General features: G+C 64.6%; 18 protein-coding genes and 1 pseudogene. 15 read left to right on the top strand and 4 right to left on the bottom strand.

What is annotated here, in order from left to right; genetic code table 11:
• Positions 1–12: 12 nt before the first annotated feature.
• Complete coding sequence (locus tag F3H96_RS01940; RefSeq protein WP_149790237.1) at positions 13–903, bottom strand: DMT family transporter; 891 nt, start codon at positions 901–903, stop codon at positions 13–15.
• Positions 904–927: 24 nt separating this feature from the next.
• Here F3H96_RS01940 and F3H96_RS01935 point away from each other — a divergent pair.
• The 15 genes and pseudogenes from F3H96_RS01935 to F3H96_RS01865 all read left to right on the top strand — a co-directional run.
• Positions 928–1,035, top strand: a pseudogene (locus F3H96_RS01935) (PIG-L family deacetylase); the annotation flags it as partial.
• A gap of 289 nt (positions 1,036–1,324) precedes the next feature.
• A complete protein-coding gene (locus F3H96_RS01930) occupies positions 1,325–2,656 on the top strand; it encodes an ABC transporter substrate-binding protein (protein ID WP_149790236.1) in 1,332 nt (443 codons plus the stop codon).
• A gap of 217 nt (positions 2,657–2,873) precedes the next feature.
• Positions 2,874–3,821 (top strand): sugar ABC transporter permease, encoded by a 948-nt coding sequence (locus F3H96_RS01925; protein WP_149790650.1) that lies wholly within the window; start codon positions 2,874–2,876, stop codon positions 3,819–3,821.
• Positions 3,818–4,768 (top strand): carbohydrate ABC transporter permease, encoded by a 951-nt coding sequence (locus F3H96_RS01920; RefSeq protein WP_149790235.1) that lies wholly within the window; start codon positions 3,818–3,820, stop codon positions 4,766–4,768. Before F3H96_RS01925 ends, F3H96_RS01920 begins: the two co-directional genes overlap by 4 nt.
• Entirely contained in the window at positions 4,765–4,971 is a 207-nt protein-coding gene (locus tag F3H96_RS01915; protein WP_149790234.1) for a hypothetical protein, read from the top strand. The genes F3H96_RS01920 and F3H96_RS01915 overlap by 4 nt, the downstream gene beginning before the upstream one ends.
• Before the next feature lie 2 nt (positions 4,972–4,973).
• Entirely contained in the window at positions 4,974–6,080 is a 1,107-nt protein-coding gene (locus tag F3H96_RS01910) for an ABC transporter ATP-binding protein (protein ID WP_149790233.1), read from the top strand.
• The gene (locus F3H96_RS01905) at positions 6,073–7,086 is read left to right on the top strand and encodes an ABC transporter ATP-binding protein (protein ID WP_149790232.1); all 1,014 of its coding nucleotides are present in this window, start codon (positions 6,073–6,075) and stop codon (positions 7,084–7,086) included. The genes F3H96_RS01910 and F3H96_RS01905 overlap by 8 nt, the downstream gene beginning before the upstream one ends.
• Before the next feature lie 78 nt (positions 7,087–7,164).
• A complete protein-coding gene (locus tag F3H96_RS01900) occupies positions 7,165–8,802 on the top strand; it encodes a dihydroxyacetone kinase subunit DhaK (RefSeq protein WP_149790231.1) in 1,638 nt (545 codons plus the stop codon).
• Positions 8,803–8,812: 10 nt separating this feature from the next.
• Complete coding sequence (gene dhaL, locus F3H96_RS01895) at positions 8,813–9,412, top strand: dihydroxyacetone kinase subunit DhaL (protein ID WP_149790230.1); 600 nt, start codon at positions 8,813–8,815, stop codon at positions 9,410–9,412.
• A complete protein-coding gene (dhaM, locus tag F3H96_RS01890; protein ID WP_149790229.1) occupies positions 9,412–9,801 on the top strand; it encodes a dihydroxyacetone kinase phosphoryl donor subunit DhaM in 390 nt (129 codons plus the stop codon). The genes dhaL and dhaM overlap by 1 nt, the downstream gene beginning before the upstream one ends.
• A gap of 19 nt (positions 9,802–9,820) precedes the next feature.
• Complete coding sequence (locus F3H96_RS01885; RefSeq protein WP_149790228.1) at positions 9,821–10,123, top strand: HPr family phosphocarrier protein; 303 nt, start codon at positions 9,821–9,823, stop codon at positions 10,121–10,123.
• Positions 10,124–10,266: 143 nt separating this feature from the next.
• Complete coding sequence (gene ptsP / locus F3H96_RS01880; RefSeq protein ID WP_149790227.1) at positions 10,267–11,841, top strand: phosphoenolpyruvate--protein phosphotransferase; 1,575 nt, start codon at positions 10,267–10,269, stop codon at positions 11,839–11,841.
• Between the two features lie 7 nt (positions 11,842–11,848).
• Positions 11,849–12,280: a hypothetical protein gene (locus F3H96_RS01875; RefSeq protein ID WP_244619876.1), complete on the top strand. Its 432-nt coding sequence runs from the start codon at positions 11,849–11,851 to the stop codon at positions 12,278–12,280.
• A gap of 78 nt (positions 12,281–12,358) precedes the next feature.
• Positions 12,359–13,345 (top strand): dihydroxyacetone kinase subunit DhaK, encoded by a 987-nt coding sequence (gene dhaK, locus F3H96_RS01870; protein ID WP_149790226.1) that lies wholly within the window; start codon positions 12,359–12,361, stop codon positions 13,343–13,345.
• 68 nt (positions 13,346–13,413) lie between these two features.
• A complete protein-coding gene (locus F3H96_RS01865) occupies positions 13,414–14,439 on the top strand; it encodes a nucleotidyltransferase family protein (RefSeq protein ID WP_149790648.1) in 1,026 nt (341 codons plus the stop codon).
• Between the two features lie 126 nt (positions 14,440–14,565).
• On the opposite strand, the gene F3H96_RS01860 is transcribed toward F3H96_RS01865, so the two are convergent.
• From F3H96_RS01860 to F3H96_RS01850, 3 genes are read right to left on the bottom strand one after another with little or no spacing between them, the layout of a single operon-like run.
• Positions 14,566–15,552 (bottom strand): serine kinase, encoded by a 987-nt coding sequence (locus tag F3H96_RS01860; protein WP_149790225.1) that lies wholly within the window; start codon positions 15,550–15,552, stop codon positions 14,566–14,568.
• The gene (locus F3H96_RS01855; protein ID WP_149790224.1) at positions 15,549–15,980 is read right to left on the bottom strand and encodes a lasso peptide biosynthesis B2 protein; all 432 of its coding nucleotides are present in this window, start codon (positions 15,978–15,980) and stop codon (positions 15,549–15,551) included. Before F3H96_RS01855 ends, F3H96_RS01860 begins: the two co-directional genes overlap by 4 nt.
• Entirely contained in the window at positions 15,980–16,267 is a 288-nt protein-coding gene (locus F3H96_RS01850; RefSeq protein WP_149790223.1) for a PqqD family protein, read from the bottom strand. Before F3H96_RS01850 ends, F3H96_RS01855 begins: the two co-directional genes overlap by 1 nt.
• Positions 16,268–16,616 lie beyond the last annotated feature (349 nt).

Here is a 16,616-nt window from a genome sequence, read left to right as displayed (position 1 = left end):
GGCCATTGTCGGTCAAAGCCGGGCGCGCGTGAACGGGTTCCAGCGCACGGTGCCAAGCCGCGCTTCCTCGCGCACCATGGTGAGGAGGCCGGAAGCACCGACGACGACGAGGCCGACCAGCGACATCGCGTCGGGGTATTCCTGGAAGAACATCGCGCCGAGGATGACCGCCCATATGATCTGCGAATAGTGCGTCGGCGCGATGCGATTGGCCGGCGCGTATTTGGCTGCCAGGAGATGCAGCAATTGACCGCCGGCGGTAAACAGCCCGCCCAGGACCAACCAGCCCAGTTGCCACAGATTGGGAAGCGAAAACGACGTGGCAGAGGCGCCCACCCCGTTGAAAAGCAGGCCGCAGCCGATCAGGGTGCCCAACATGGTGGTGCGCTTTTCCTGCTGGGCAAGCGAGCGCATCAGGATAACGATGGTTGCGGCGACGAAGGCATTGGCAAAGGCGGCGAGATGGCCGAGATGCAATTCGCGGAACCCCGGCCTCACCACCAGCATGACGCCAGCGAAGCCGGCGACCACGGCCAGCCACCGCCAGGGGCCGACCTTCTCCTTCAGGATGACGGTCGAAAGGACGGTGACTAGCAAAGGCGCCAGAAAGAGCAGGGCGTAGACCTCCGCCAACGGAATGGTGGTGAAGGCATAGACGCTGAGCACGCCCGACGCGATGCCGGCCCAGGCGCGGGCCTGCACGGCCCACGGCCGTCCGGTGCGCCAGAAATCGAGCCAGCGCTCCTGCTTCGGCCGCGTGAAGAAGAGGAAACAGCCGGCAAACAAGGTGACGAAGAAGCCGATCTCGAAGACAGTGAACTGCCCGCCCAGACCCTTGATGACGGCGTCGCTGAACGAATAGTTTGCGTAAGCGAGCAGGGCGAGCAGGATTCCGTTCGGCACGATACCATTTCCGGGAGAGAAGACATGAAGATACTGGCGCTGGGGGCGCATCCCGACGACATCGAGATATTCATGTTCGGTACGCTGGCCGCCTATGCCGCGCAAGGCGCAGAGCTCACTTTTGCTGCCGCCGGCGCCGCCGATCCGGCCGGTGACGGCGAGCCCGCGCGCCGCAGGCGAGGATAGCTGACGGCTGAGGCGGAGCGGCCAGCGGCCTTTTCCCAACGATTTCAATCACGCATTTCGACATGCTGCGGCGCAGCAACGAATTCGCTTGCATTGTTTAGTAAAAAGAGCATCACTAAACAAATTACTAAACATCGGCGGCGCATCGCGCACCATGTTTAGGCCCTCGGAGGAGCGAGGGTTGCGGGCTCTTGAAACCGTCATCCGGACGCGTTTCGCAAATGGGAGGTAAGGCATGAAATCGACCTTGAAACTGGCGTTGGGACTGGCCTCGGCGATCACCGCGTCGACAGCCGTCGCGAACGTGGCGCATGCGGAAGACCTGACACTGTGCTGGGCGGCCTGGGATCCGGCCAACGCGCTCGTGGAATTGTCCAAGGACTTCACCAAGGAAACCGGCATCGGCATGAAGTTCGAGTTCGTGCCGTGGACCAATTACGCCGACCGCTTCCTCAACGAGCTCAACTCGCACGGCAAGCTCTGCGACCTGATCATCGGCGACAGCCAGTGGATCGGCGGCGCCGCTGAGAACGGCCATTACGTCAAGCTGAACGACTTCTTCGACAAGGAGCATATCAGCATGGACGACTTCGTGCCGGCGACCGTGGTCGGCTATTCGGAATGGCCGAAAAACACGCCGAACTACTGGGCGCTGCCGGCCATGGGCGACGTTGTCGGCTGGACCTATCGCAAGGACTGGTTCTCGCGGCCCGAGCTGCAGAAGGAATTCAAGGAAAAATATGGCTGGGACCTCGCCCCGCCGACCACTTTCGACCAGTTGAAGCAGATCGCCGAATTCTTCCAGAAGCGGCAGATCGACGGCAAGACCGTCTATGGCGCATCGATCTATACCGAGCGCGGTTCGGAAGGCATCACCATGGGCGCCATGGACGTGCTCTACAGCTATGGCTTCCAGTATGAGAACCCGAAGAAGCCCTATGAGATGGAAGGCTTCGTCAACTCCGATAAATCGGTGAAGGGGCTGGAATTCTACAAGGCGCTCTATGATTGCTGCACGCCGCCCGGCGCCTCCAACAGCTACATGGGCGAAGGCGTCGACGCCTTCAAATCCGGACAGGTGGCGATGCATATGAACTTCGCCTTCACCTGGCCCGGCCTGCAGAAGGACGAGAATGTCGGCGGTGACAAGATCGGCTACTTCGTCAATCCGAAGGGTCCCGACGGCGACCAGTTCGCCCAGCTCGGCGGCCAGGGCATCTCGGTGGTTTCCTATTCCGACAAGCAGGAATCCGCGCTGAAATACATCAAATGGTTCGCCAACAAGGACGTGCAGGCCAAATGGTGGTCGCTCGGCGGCTACTCCTGCCTGAACTCCGTCGTCAAGGACCCGAAGTTCCCGTCCAGCCAGCCCTATGCGCAAGCCTTCCTCGACTCGATGGCGATCGTGAAGGATTTCTGGGCCGAACCCAGCTACGCGCCGCTGCTGCAGGCCTCGCAGAAGCGCTTCCATGACTATGTCGTCGCCGGCCAGGGCTCGCCCAAGGACGCGCTTGACGGCCTCGTCAAGGACTGGACCCAGGTCTTCGAGGACGATGGCAAGATGTAAGCTCCTCCCGAGCCGGACCCCGGAGCCGGATGATTTTCGGGTCAAGTGACCTGAAATCATCCGCCTCCGGACCAAAGTGAGGGGAGCATGATGTCGTCCGAAAACCGCTTCGCACTTTTCGGCTTCATGCTCTGGTCCCGTGCCGCCCTTGGCACGGGACGCAGTTCAGATAAATTCCATTGTTGAGATTTTACCAGTGACCGATGCAGGACTCACCATGCTCAATCGGACTGCGGACAACGTTGCCCGGGCGACCCCGGAGCCGTTGGCCAAGAAGATCCGGGGCATCAGCGACAAGGGCCTCGCCTGGCTGTTCATTTCGCCGACGATCCTCTTGTTGCTCGCCATCAATATCTTCCCGCTGTTCTGGGCGATCTACCTCTCCTTCACCAACTACCGCGCCAATCGTCCCAACGACGTGGTGAAGAACCTGGGGTTTGCAAATTACAAGCGCATTCTCGGCGACCAGGACATCTGGATCGCCATGCAGACGACGGCGCATTTCGTGTTCTGGACGATCCTCCTGCAGACCGTCATCGGCTTCACGCTGGCCTGGCTGATCGACAGGAAGTTCCGCGGCCACGCCTTCTGGACGACAATCATCCTGGTGCCGATGATGCTGTCGCCGGCCGTGGTCGGCAATTTCTGGCGCTTCCTTTACGAGCCGCAGATCGGGCTGTTCTCCTATGTCGTCTCCTTCGTCACCGGGATACCGCCGACGAACGTGCAGATGCTGTCCAATGTCGAGATGGCGCCGTGGGCGATCATCATCGTCGACACCTGGATGTGGACGCCCTACGTGATGCTGATCTGCCTCGCCGGCCTGCGTTCCATTCCCGAATACATCTATGAAGCGGCGGAGGTCGACCGCGCCTCCAACTGGCGCCAGTTCTGGTCGATCACGCTGCCGATGGCGCTGCCGTTCATCATGCTGGCGGTGCTGTTCCGCGGCATCGAGAACTTCAAGATGTTCGACATGGTCAATCTGTTGACCGGCGGCGGACCGGGCTCGACCACCGAGGTCGCCTCGATCACGCTGAAGCGGCAGGCCTTCGAGAGCTGGCGCACAGGCTATTCCTCGGCCTTCGCCATCATCCTGTTCGTCGCGGTGTTCGGGCTGGCCAACATCTACGTCAAGGCGCTCAACAAGGTGAAGCAGAGATGAGCCTGACTACCGCCCATTCCGTCGTCGCGCCGTCTTCGAACGCGAAGCTGATCGCCGGCACGATCATCATAGCCTATGCGCTGATCTCGATCGTGCCGCTCTTGTGGATCTTCGCCACCAGCTTCAAGACGCCGCCGGATTCGATCGCCTATCCGCCGAAGATCGTCTTCCAGCCGAGCATCGAGGGCTATTGCAACCTGTTCACCACCCGCACGAGGCAGACGCCTGAATACATCAACTCGCTCGGGCCGGCGACCGGCGTCTGCGACGCGACGGTGCGCAAGCGCAACATGGTGATCGCCGGACCGTCGAACTTCCTGCCGCGCTTCGTCAACTCGCTGATCATCGCCTTCGGCTCGACCTTCTGCGCGGTGTTTTTGGGCACGCTCTCGGCCTATGGCTTCTCGCGCTTCAAGGTGCCTTTGGCCGACGACCTGCTGTTCTTCATCCTCTCGACGCGCTTCATGCCGCCGATCGCGGTGGCGATCCCGATCTACCTGATGTACCGCGAGATCGGCCTCTCCGACACCGCGCTCGGCATGATCCTGCTCTACACGGCGGTGAACGTGTCTCTAGCCGTCTGGCTCTTGAAGGGCTTCATCGACGAGATCCCGCGCGAGTATGAAGAAGCCGCGATGATCGACGGCTACACGCGGCTGCAAGCCTTCTGGCGCACCGTTCTGCCGCAGGCGACGACCGGCATTGCCGCGACCGCCATCTTCTGCCTGATCTTCGCCTGGAACGAATATGCGTTCGCCGCCCTCCTCACCTCGGGCACGGCGCAGACCGCGCCGCCCTTCATTCCGACCATCATCGGCGAGGGCGGCCAGGACTGGCCGGCGGTTGCCGCCGGCACGACGATCTTCCTGGTGCCGATCCTCGTCTTCACCATCCTGCTCCGCAAGCAGCTCTTGCGCGGCATCACCTTCGGAGCGGTGCGCAAATGAGCACGATCCAGCCCGTAAGACGCAAATCGCCCTGGCCCGCCTGGGCAAGGCGCGGCCTGATGGAAAACATCGCCACCGCGATCATCGCGATCGGCTTCCTGATGCTGTTCCAGCCCATTGCGCTGTCGCTCTACACCTATTCCTTCATCACCATGCTCACCGGCACGGTCATGTTCATCATCGTCTCGAAATTTCCGGAATAGACATGGCCGAGATCCGTGTTCAGAACCTGAGGAAGGCCTTCGGCGCATTCGTCGCCGTGCAGGACTCCAATTTCGTCGTCGAGGACGGCGAATTCTTCGTCATGCTCGGGCCTTCCGGCTGCGGTAAGACGACGACGCTTCGCATGATCGCCGGCCTCGAACTGCCGACCGGCGGCAAGATCCTGCTCGGCGGCGAGGACGTCACCATGCGCCGGGCGCGCGAGCGCGACATCGCCTTCGTCTTCCAGCTTTTCGCGCTCTATCCGCACATGAATGTGCGCCGCAATATCGGCTTCCCGCTGCTGGCCCAAGGCATGCCGTCGGCCGAGATCCGCAGCCGCGTCGAGGAGACCGCGAGACTGCTGCGCATCGACCACCTGCTCGACAAGTCGGTCTCCGGCCTCGCCGGCGGCGACCGCCAGCGCGTCGCGCTCGGCCGCGCCATCGTGCGGCGGCCGAAATGCTTCCTGATGGACGAGCCGCTCGGCACGCTCGACACCGAATTTCGCGATTTGATGGTGCATGAGCTGCGCGAACTGCACAACCGCATCCACGCCACCACGGTCTACGTCACGCATGACCAGATGGAGGCTATGTCGATGGCCGACAAGATAGCGGTGATGAACCATGGCGTCATCGAGCAGTTCGGCACGCCGCGCGAGATCTACGACCGGCCGGCGACGATGTTCGTCGCCGATTTCATCGGCTCGCCGCCGATGAATTTCCTCAAGTTCGGCGGCGGCCTCGCCAAGGGCGCCAAGGAGATCGTCGTCCAGGGCGCCAAAGTGGCGGTGCCGGAAGTGCGCGAGGACATCGCGCCGGCCGACATGGCGCTCGGCATCCGGCCCGAGCACATCCGCTTCGACGACGGCTCGAAGCTGCGCGGCGCGATCTACGGTACCGAATATCTCGGCACCACGCAGATCGTCGCGGTCGAGACGGCCGACGGCATCATCAAGGCGCGGGTGCCGGCGGGCATCCATCTCAGTCCCGGCGAACAGGTCGGGCTGGCGCTGAGCAGCGCGCGGCTGTCGCTGTTCGAGAAGGGCACGGGACGCGCGGTCAGGACCGCCATGTATGATCGGGCAGCGGAGGCGCGCCATGGCTGATGTCCATATCCAGGGCGTGACCAAGAGTTTCGGCGACACCGTCGCCATCAACGATCTCGACCTGCAGATCAAGGATGGCGAATTCGTCGTGCTGCTTGGGCCCACCGGCGCCGGCAAGACGACGACGCTCAGGCTTATTGCCGGGCTGGAGCGGCCGGACAGCGGTGCGATCCGGATCGGCGGCCATGATGCGACTGCGCTGTCGCCGGCCGAGCGCGATACCGCTTTCGTGTTCCAGCAATATTCGCTCTACCCGCATCTTTCGGTGTTCGACAACCTCGCCTTTCCGCTGCGCTCGCCGGCCCGGCGGTTTCCGGAAGAGGCTGTGCGGCGGCGTGTCGAGGAAGTGGCGCGCATGGTGCGCATCGACCACAAGCTCAACAACCGCTCGACAAAACTGTCGGGCGGCGAGATGCAGCGCGTCGCCATCGGCCGCGCGCTGGTGCGCAAGCCGGCGATCTACCTGATGGACGAGCCGCTGTCCTCGCTCGATGCCAAGCTGCGCGCCGATCTCAGGCTCGAGCTCAAACGCATCCAGTCCGAGCTCGGCGCCACCATGCTCTACGTCACGCACGACCAGATCGAGGCGATGACCATGGCCGACCGCATCGGCATCCTCGCCGACGGAGTGCTGGTGCAGATCGGTACGCCGCGCGCGATTTACTCGCAGCCGGCGAACCTCCATGTCGCGGCGCGCCTCGGCCAGCCGGCGATCAACCTTTTGCCGGCCGGACTGCTGCCCGACGGCGGCGCGCCGGCGGGCACGACGACGATCGGCGCGCGCACCGAGCATCTGTCGATCGACAAGGCCGCGAACGGGCACGCCGACGGCGTCGTCGACTGGGTCGAGCATCTGGGCGACCAGAACCATCTGCATGTGACGGTTGGGGCAAAGAAGCTGGTGACGCTGACCGATCCCGACACGCCGCTCGCAAAGGGGGACAAGGTGACGATCCGCTACATCTCGCCGCTCTATTTTGGCTCGGACGGGCAAAGATTGATGTAGCGGGGGGACTGATGTAGCCGACCCGCGCACTTTATCGCAAACCGATTGACGACCGCAGATACGGACTGGACGAAATTTATGAAGCACTTTTTCAACCGCAAGGACACGATCGTCACCGAAGCGCTCGACGGCTTCCTCGCCACGGCCGGGTCCGGCACGCTGGCCCGCCTCGACGGCTATCCCGAGATCAAGGTCGTGCTGCGCGCCGACTGGGACAAGACGAAGGTTGCCGTTGTCTCCGGCGGCGGCGCGGGGCATGAGCCCTCGCATGCGGGCTTCGTCGGCGCCGGCATGCTGACGGCGGCAGTCTCCGGCGAGATCTTTGCTTCGCCCAGCGTCGAGGCGGTGCTGGCGGCGATCCGTGCCACGACCGGCCCCGCCGGCTGCCTGCTGGTGGTCAAGAACTACACCGGGGACCGGCTGAATTTCGGACTGGCGGCGGAGAAGGCGCGCGCCGAGGGTCTTGCGGTCGAAATGGTGATCGTCGGCGACGACATCGCGCTGCCCGACATCGCGCAGCCGCGCGGCGTTGCCGGCACGCTGTTCGTGCACAAGATCGCCGGTCACCTTTCCGAAAGCGGCCGGGACCTGGCGTCGGTCGCGGCCGCGGCGCGCGCGGCGGCGAAGGACATCGTTTCGCTCGGCATGTCGCTCTCCTCCTGCTCGATCCCCGGGCAGGCGCATGAGGAGCGCTTCGGCGCCGATGACGGCGAGCTCGGCCTCGGCATCCATGGCGAGCCGGGCGTCGAGCGCATCGCGTTGCAGAGCGCCGGCACACTCGTCGCGATCATGGCGGAGCGCCTCGCCGCACGGCTCGATGCCGGCAGCCGCCATGCCTTGTTGATCAACAATCTCGGATCGGTGCCGCCGGTCGAAATGTCGCTCATCGCCAATGCGGTGCTCGCCTCGCCGCTGGCGAAGGCCGTGGCGTTGACCGTCGGCCCCGGACATCTGATGACGGCGCTCAACATGAATGGCTTTTCGCTGTCGCTGATCAGGCTGGACGCGGAACGCGAGGCAGCACTGCTGGCGCCGGTCGGCCCGCATGCATGGTTGCCGGCGAAGCCGGTTCGCGCGCCGGTCGTGGTGGCCATGGCCAAGCCCGCCGGCCGCGCGACAAACGGGGCCAGCCGCGATGCCGCCGCAGAGCGGCTGATCACGGCCGTTTGTCAAAGGCTGATCTCGCTCGAAGAGGCCTTGAACGCTCTCGACGCCAAAGCGGGCGACGGCGACACCGGCTCGACGGTGGCGACCGGCGCGCGCAGCATTCTCGAGCGCATCGATACGCTGCCGCTTGCCGACCGGGCCGCGACCGTCGCCATGATCGGCGACACGCTGGGCACCTCGATGGGCGGTTCCAGCGGTGTGCTGCTGTCGATTTTCTTCACCGCCGCCTCGCAATCGCTCAGCACCGGCGCATCGCTCGGCAAGGCTTTGCTCGCCGGGCTCGACCGGATGACCTTCTACGGCGGCGCCAAGGTCGGCGACCGCACCATGGTCGATGCGCTGGCGCCGGCGCTGCGAGCCCTTGATGCGGCCGGACTGGAAGCGGCAGCCGAGGCGGCGCGGCAAGGCGCCGAGGCAACCGCCGCGATGCGGAACGCAAAGGCCGGGCGCTCCGCCTATATCGGCAGGCAGCTCGACACGGCGGATCCCGGCGCGTTCGCGATCGCCGAAGTTTTTGCTGCCGTCGCGGCGCTGTTCGCCCCGGCATGAAGGATAAGAAATGGCCGCATCCGACTTCTCCCGATTGATCGCGGCGGCGGCCGATACGATCGCGGCGCATGCCGAGGAACTGACAGCGCTCGACCAGGCGATCGGCGACGGCGATCACGGGCTGAACATGAAGCGCGGCTTCGAGGCCGTGCGCGCCGAGGCCGACAGCTTCGCGGCAAAGCCGTTGCCCGAGGCGCTGAAGGCGGTCGGGACCAAGCTGGTGATGACCGTAGGCGGCGCCTCCGGACCTCTGTTCGGAACCTTGTTCATGGCGCTCGGCAAGGAGCTGCCGCCAGCACCGGATCGCGACGGGCTGGCAACCGCGCTGGACAAGGCGATCGAGGCGGTCGCGGCGCGCGGCAAATCGCAGCCCGGACAAAAAACCATGCTCGATGTGCTGCAGCCGGTGTATGAGGCGCTGGCGCAAGGCAAGACGGCTGCCGAAATCGCCAATGCGGCCGACAAGGCGGCGGAGGCCACGGTGCCGATGAAAGCGCTGCGCGGGCGCGCCTCCTTCCTGGGGGAGCGCTCGATCGGGCATATGGACGCCGGAGCGCGCTCGACCGCGCTTCTGGTGCGCGCAGTCGCGGAAGCGATAGAGGGCATTTGATGAGCAATGTCGGTATCGTCATCGTCTCGCATTCGCCCTTGGTTGCCGAGGGCACAGCCGACATGGTGCGCCAGATGGTGGGCGACGAAGTGCCGCTTGCGTGGTGCGGCGGAAACGGCCATGGCGGGCTTGGCACCAGCGTCGAGGCGATCATGGCTGCGATCGACGAGGCCTGGTCGGAAGCGGGCGTCGCCATACTGGTCGATCTCGGCGGCGCCGAGACCAACTCAGAGATGGCGGTCGAGATGATCGGCGAGCCGCGCTCCCACAAGATCGTCGTCTGCAACGCGCCGATCGTCGAAGGTGCGGTGATGGCTGCAACCGAATCCTCCGGCGGCGCCTCGCTCAAGGAAGTGGTGGCGACGGCGCATGAACTGTCGCCGTCGTGAACGAACGGGAACCGACTGAATGTCCGCATCCGCCGAAGCAACCGTTTTGATCACCCACACCGTGGGCCTGCACGCACGCCCTTCGGTGAAGTTCACCAAGCTCGCCAAGTCGTTCACGGCCGAGGTGGAAGTGGCGGTCGCCACCAACGGCCCCTGGTTCGACGCCAAGAGCATCGTCAAGGTGATGGCAGCGAAGGCGCCGAAGGGGACTATGCTGCATATTCGTGCCAAAGGCGACGGCGCCCGCGCGGCGGTCGAGGCGCTGGTCGACCTGGTGCAGCGCGACTTCGATGAGGATGCGGATCATGCCCGGTCCGCTTGAGACCGATCAGCGATCCGCAAGAGCGGTAGGGCGACTGCCGGGCCGCCATTTACTTTTACGCAATTCCGGACGGAAGGCTGCGGTGAAGCCCCCGAGCCCAAGCGTTACATACTCTTCCTGGAATTGCTCGGGGACTGCGGGCCATGCGGATTGAGGGCATTCCAGCCTCTCCCGGCTATGCCGAAGGCCCGCTGTTCGACCTCGACCGGCCTCGGGCCCGCTACAAAGCCAAGGCGGGCGCGGCGGAAGAAAAAGCAGCACTGGAAGGGGCGATCGGGAAGGCCATCGGCCGGCTGGCCGCACTGGTCGAGGCCGCCGACGGCGATGTCGCCGGCATCCTGGAATTCCACATCGCCATGCTGGAGGACGACGCGCTGAGCGGTCCGGCCTTCGCGTCGATCGGCTCCGGTCAGCCGGCTGATGTCGCCTGGCGGGCGGCGCTCGACAGCGAAATCGCCGGCTACGAAGCCTCCGACCAGGACTATTTCCGCGCCCGCGCCGCCGACTTGCGCGACATCCGCGACCAGGTGCTGCGGGCGCTGAGCGAGGACAGCGAGGTCGCGGCACCCCCGGGCGCGATCCTCTATGGCGAGGACATTGCGCCGACGCGCTTTCTCGAAACCGATTGGAGCGAAGGCGGCGGCATAGCGCTGCGGGCCGGCAGCACCGCCAGCCACGTTGCGATGCTGGCGCGCTCGCGCGGCGTGCCGATGGTCGTCGGTCTCGGCATTCCGGACGGACCGCGCACCGGCGTCGCGCTGCTCGATGCCGAACGCGGCGGGATCACGTTCTCCCCGTCCCCGGCCGAGATTGAAGCCTTCCGGCAATCCGCCTCGTTGTTCGCCGACCGGCAGGGCGCGGCGCAGACGTTCCTGACGGAGCCGGCGATGACCAAAGCCGGCACCGCCGTGCGCGTCCAGGTCAATATCGCCTACCCTTCGGATGTCGACGGTATCGACGTCGCGACCTGCGACGGCATCGGCCTGATGCGCACGGAGTTCCTGTTCGGCAAGACGCTTCCGGACGAGGAGACGCAATATCGGGCATACCGCAGGGTGCTTGAATGGGCCGGCGACAAGCCGGTGACCATCCGCACCGTCGATGCCGGCGGCGACAAGCCCGTGCCCGGATTCACGGTCGAGGAAACCAACCCGTTTCTTGGCCTGCGCGGCATCCGGCTTTCGCTGGCGCGGCGCGATATCTTCCGCGTGCAGATACGGGCATTGCTGCGCGCCGCCATCCACGGCAATCTGAAGGTGATGTTCCCGATGATCGCCACGCCCGACGAGTACAGCCAAGCCGCGGCGCTGTTCGCGCAGGAGCAGGCCGCGCTTGCCGCGCTGGGCGTGGCGCAAAAGCTTCCGCCACTCGGCATCATGGTCGAGGTGCCGTCCGTCGCGCTGGCGCCGGAGGCCTTCGCCGATGCGGCCTTCTTCTCGATCGGCTCCAACGACCTGACGCAATATGTGATGGCGGCGGCGCGCGACAATGCAGCGGTCGCGCATCTCAACGCCGTCCGTCATCCTGCGGTGCTGCGGCTGATCGCTGCGGTTGCCGCCTTCGGGCGCGAGAAAGGAATTCCGGTCAGCCTCTGCGGCGATGCCGGCGGCGATCCGGCAGCCATCCCGGCGCTGCTCGAGGCCGGTCTGCGCGACCTGTCGGTCGCCCCTGCTCAACTTGCCATGGCCAAGGCGGCCATTGCCGACGTTGCGGTGTAAGCATGGCATGACCGGATCCGAAAAGATAATGGAAGCAGGCTCGGAAGAGGCGATCCGCGCCTATAAGACGATCCTGTCGCAGGTCATCGACCAGCGCCCCTCGGGTATGCGCCAGCGCCTGGCGGATGCGCTCGGCAAGCACCGCAGCTTCGTCACGCAGATTTCGAGCCCGGCCTATTCGATCCCGATCCCGTCAAAGCATCTGCCATCGATCTTTTCCGTCTGCCATTTCAGTCAGGCCGAGCGCGACCAGTTCATGGCCGCTTATCACCAGGCGCATCCCGGCAAGGTGTCCGCGGCCTCCGGGCAGCGCAAGACACGCCATGTCTCGCTCATCGTGCCGGATTTCGGCGACGACAAACAGAACGCCGCGCTCGACCGGGCGATCAATGAATTCATCCAGAAAATAACCAGCATCGCCGGCAAGGGCAGCGGCTGACCAAAGCAATTCCAGCAAAAGCGCATAGCGGTTTCGGCTCGGAATTGCGTAGAATTGAAGACTGTCGGGAGGACGGCCATGAAAAAATTTCTCAATTCGGTGGACACGGTCCTCACCGAGAGCCTCGATGGATTCGCCGCCGCCCATGCCGACATCCTCGTGCTGGGCGATGAGCATAAATTCATTCGCCGCAAGGTGCTGAAGCCGGGCAAGGTGGCGCTGATCTCGGGCGGCGGCTCGGGCCACGAACCGCTGCATGGCGGCCTGGTCGGCCACGGCATGCTGGACGCCGCCTGCCCCGGCCAGGTCTTCACCTCGCCGACGCCAGACCAGATGCTGGCCGCCGTGCAGGCGGTCGACACCGGCGCCGGCTGCCTGTTCATCGTCAAGAACTATGAAGGCGACGTGATGAATTTCGACATGGCGGCCGAAATGGCGGACGGCGTGCTGCAGGTTGTGACCAATGACGACGTCGCGGTCGAGAACTCGTCCTACACGACCGGACGGCGCGGCGTCGCCGGCACGCTGGTGGTGGAGAAGATTGTCGGCGCCGCGGCCGAACAAGGGACGGCCCTGCCGGAGCTGAAGGCGCTGGGCGACCGCGTCAACGCCGCGACGCGCTCGATGGGCGTTGCGCTGACCAGCGGCACGGTTCCGGCCGCCGGCAGGCCGACCTTCGAGATCGGCGACGGCGAGATGGAATTCGGCGTCGGCATCCATGGCGAACCCGGCCGGCGGCGCGACGCGCTCAAGAGCGCCGACGCCATCGCCGAGGAAGTCTGCGCGGCAATCACCGGCGACCTCGGCGACCGCGCCAAAGGGCCTGCGCTGCTGTTCGTCAACGGCTTCGGCGGCACGCCGGCGATGGAACTCTATCTGATGTACAACAGCGCCCGCAGAATGTTCGAAAAACAGGGCGTGACGGTAATCCGCTCGCTCGTCGGCTCCTATGTGACCTCGCTCGACATGGCCGGGTGCTCGATCACGCTTGCCATGATCGACGATGAACTGACGGCATTGTGGGACGCTCCGGTGCATACAGCGGCGCTGCGCTGGGGGATGTAGGCGTCACTGGCTTCTCGCCGGCTTTTCTGGCAAGCATGCTCGGGACCCAATTGCAGTTTGCCGAAACGATGCTGCCCGAGCTTTCGCCTGCCCAGGAAAAACTGCTGATCAACCTCGCCGACCCCGAGGCACCCGCCGAATGGGGCAAGGAGCTCTCGGCGAGCGGCCTGACGGCGATGCTGGCCAATGCCGAGTTCCACGGCGTGCTGCCGATCGTGCTGCGCAAGTTCAGGGAGCGCGGCGACGCCGATCTACCGAAAGACGCAGCCCTGCTGCAGAAGCTTGACGAGTTGCGCGACCAGGCGACGACGGCGACCGGGCAGTCGATGCTGCTGCAATACCACGGCGACCGCATCATGAAGGCGCTGGCGGCGAAAGGCATCCCGGCCCGAATCGTCAAGGGACCGGTGTTCGCGCGCAAGCTCTATCGCCAGGCTGCCGACCGGCCGTTCACCGACATTGACATCCTCGTCGACCCGGCCAGCATCGACGAGGCCAACAGGACGATCGCCGAATGCGGCTTCGAGCTCGCCAGCGGCGAGGCCGAGTCGCGCGAGCTGCAGGAATTCAAATGGCTGGAGAAAGAGAACTCCAGCCTGCTAATCGAGCTGCACGGCAATCTGGTGCATGACACCGGCATGCGCAGACGCCTGTCGCTCGGCTTTCGCGAGTTGCAGGCGATCGACAACGGCGAAACCGACACGCCGGCGGCGCTGCTGACAATCGGCATCGTTCATGCCGCCGGCGGCCACAAATTCCACCGGCTGCAGCTCTGCGTCGACGTGCTGCAAGGCGTGCGGGCGCTGAAATCGCCGGAAGAGGAATCACGGCTGCTCGAGGCCGCCCGCATGACCGGCATCGAGCTCGAACTGGCAACGGTCCTCAACGTGACCGGATGCCTGTTCGGCGCGCCGCGCGCGATCGCGCTCGCCGATCGCATCGAGCCTGATCTTTCGATACGGCTGGCGAAATGGCTGATCACGGGCAACATGCTGCTGCGCGTCAACTCGCGCGAAAGGCTGCGCTCGCGCCTCAGCCGCGACGTCTTCCGCTGGGTGCAGAGGCTCGCCCGGCCGAGACCACACGCGGCCTGAGCGGCGCAACTTTCGCGATGGGTCCAGGGCGTTTCATCGTTTCCCGGAAACGGCGAAAAGCTCTATCTCTTTGTTTTTGACGCAATTTCCGACGAAAGACCGTGTCACACTTTTTCTGGAATTGCCCTAAGGATTCACCGCAACGCGGATCAGCGCCGCCGCCTCGACCGGACTTGCCCCGACTTCCAGCGTGAAGGTCGGCACCGACCTGACCAGGGTCGCGATCATGGCCATTCGCCTTTTCTGCAGCGGCAACAGGCCGGTCAGGCCGGTCCTGACATTGTCGGTGGCAAGCGTCACCATGGCATCGGTCCTCGCCATCGGCGCGAGCCGGGTCCGGCCGTCGGCGGAGCGGGCAAGATGGAGAAGTGCCGCGATCGGTCGGGCGCGAACATCCTCGACATGTAGAACCTCGGCAAGACGATCCAGCGAGACGGCTTGCTCGTCCTCGGCACCCCATGTCTCGCCAAGGCAAGGCGACACGAAAGGCAGCATCGCCGCTGTGTTGCGATGGATCTTCACCTTACGCGGCATGCCCCAGGCCGTGACGCCATCCGGCGTCGTCCTGAGGATCATGACGTCGTCGGAGCAGAGGCCGAAGCCTTGCGAGGCGAGCGCCAGCGACGTCGTCGACTTGCCGGTACCGCTTGGCGCATGGACCAGGACGAGCGCCTCGCTTCCCGGCAGCGTTAGGCCGGCCGTATGCAGCATGTGCTGCGCGCCGGCGTCGAACGCGGCGTCCAGCACCATCATCAGCGGCGTCCACTTGATCTTGCTGTCCGGATGAACGCGGATTTCGGCCCAACCCTCATCGTCGTGGATCGACACCGTCTGCTGACCTGGAAAGACGAGGTGGAAGACGCCTCCGGCGTCGATCATCCGGCAATGGCCGTCCAGCGGCACTTCGCCATCGAAAGCGAGTTTTCCTTCCGGGTTCTCCGGCAATTGCGACGTTTCGACGATGTTGACGCGAAAATCGGGCTGGACAGGTTCGCTCGTGCGCAAGGTGCCAAGCATCAGGTCGAAGCTCGGCCAGAGGTCGGCGCGCGGGGCGGTGATGCCGATGACATGCCCCTTGAGGTCGTAGCAGAAAGTCGTCGTCGGGTCGCTCAAGCGGCGCGCCCCTTCACGCTGGACGGATGGCGGTAGATCTCCACCATGCCGGGCTGGCTGTCGCTGACCACCGGCTTGCCGTCGAGGCAGACCCAGCAATGCGCCGACAGGCGGGGCTCGTGCATCGATTTGGCATCGACGCCGAAACGCAGTTCCGGATCGAGGCCGGCCATCCGCAGAAACCGGAAACCGAGCAGACCCTCCCGAAGACATCTGCGGTCGCGCATGAACCAGGGACGCCGGACCGTTCGGTTGACGCGGTGGACGATGTAGGTCCAGGGCAGGTCACGATAGGGTGCAGGCGACTGCAGCGGCGCCAGTTTCAACACGCTTTCGAAATCGCGCCGGCCGACCAGCACCGGCATCAACCGCGCGCTAAGCCACAGATGGACGCGGAACAAGGCGCGCAAGGACGGTCCGTCGGCCATCACACGCCCGGTTCGGCGAGGATGCCTTCGGCCATCAGTTCGACGGCCAACATGACCATATCCTCGTCGAGCGTCGCTTTGTCGACCTCGAACTCATCCGACAGCAGGTCGACGATCTGGCTGAGGTTGCGTGCGCCGTCGACCTTGTCGAGAAAAGCCTCGGTGGTGCCGTTGCAGGTGTAGAGCTGGCCGCTGCGCGCCAAAAGCACGACGGCGCCGTCGCCGACATGCTGCAGGGAGGCGTCGTCCGCCATCCGCAGCACCGTTTCCGAACCAATTCCAGCCATCCGCCCGCTCCCTTCGCTCAAGAGCAATTAGCGCGGCGCCGCGAAGCTGTCCATCGTGACGAATGGCGGGCGCATATGCGGATCGCGGCCTATAGGCCAATCGGACCCGTCGGGCCGCTTGCAGTACCCGCCACGAGGTTCGACAAACTCTCGCGCTTTACCAGCATCGGCTTTTCGCAAGTTTTCTTCATCAAGAATCCCCCCGAGTGAACTATCCACGATGCCAGGATGACGGGTGGTCGCGCCCACTGCCAAGCCGGCCGATCCCGCCAGGGTTGCCTTCCTTCCCTTAAGTAAGCTATGACTCCGCGGGGTTTTTGGGGAGTAATCTGTATGCGTTATAATTGGG

It is taken from the genome of Mesorhizobium sp. NFR06, assembly GCF_900115245.1.
GTDB lineage: Bacteria > Pseudomonadota > Alphaproteobacteria > Rhizobiales > Rhizobiaceae > Mesorhizobium.
Note: the sequence above shows the minus strand (reverse complement) of the source record. Positions and strands in the feature narration are given on the sequence as shown.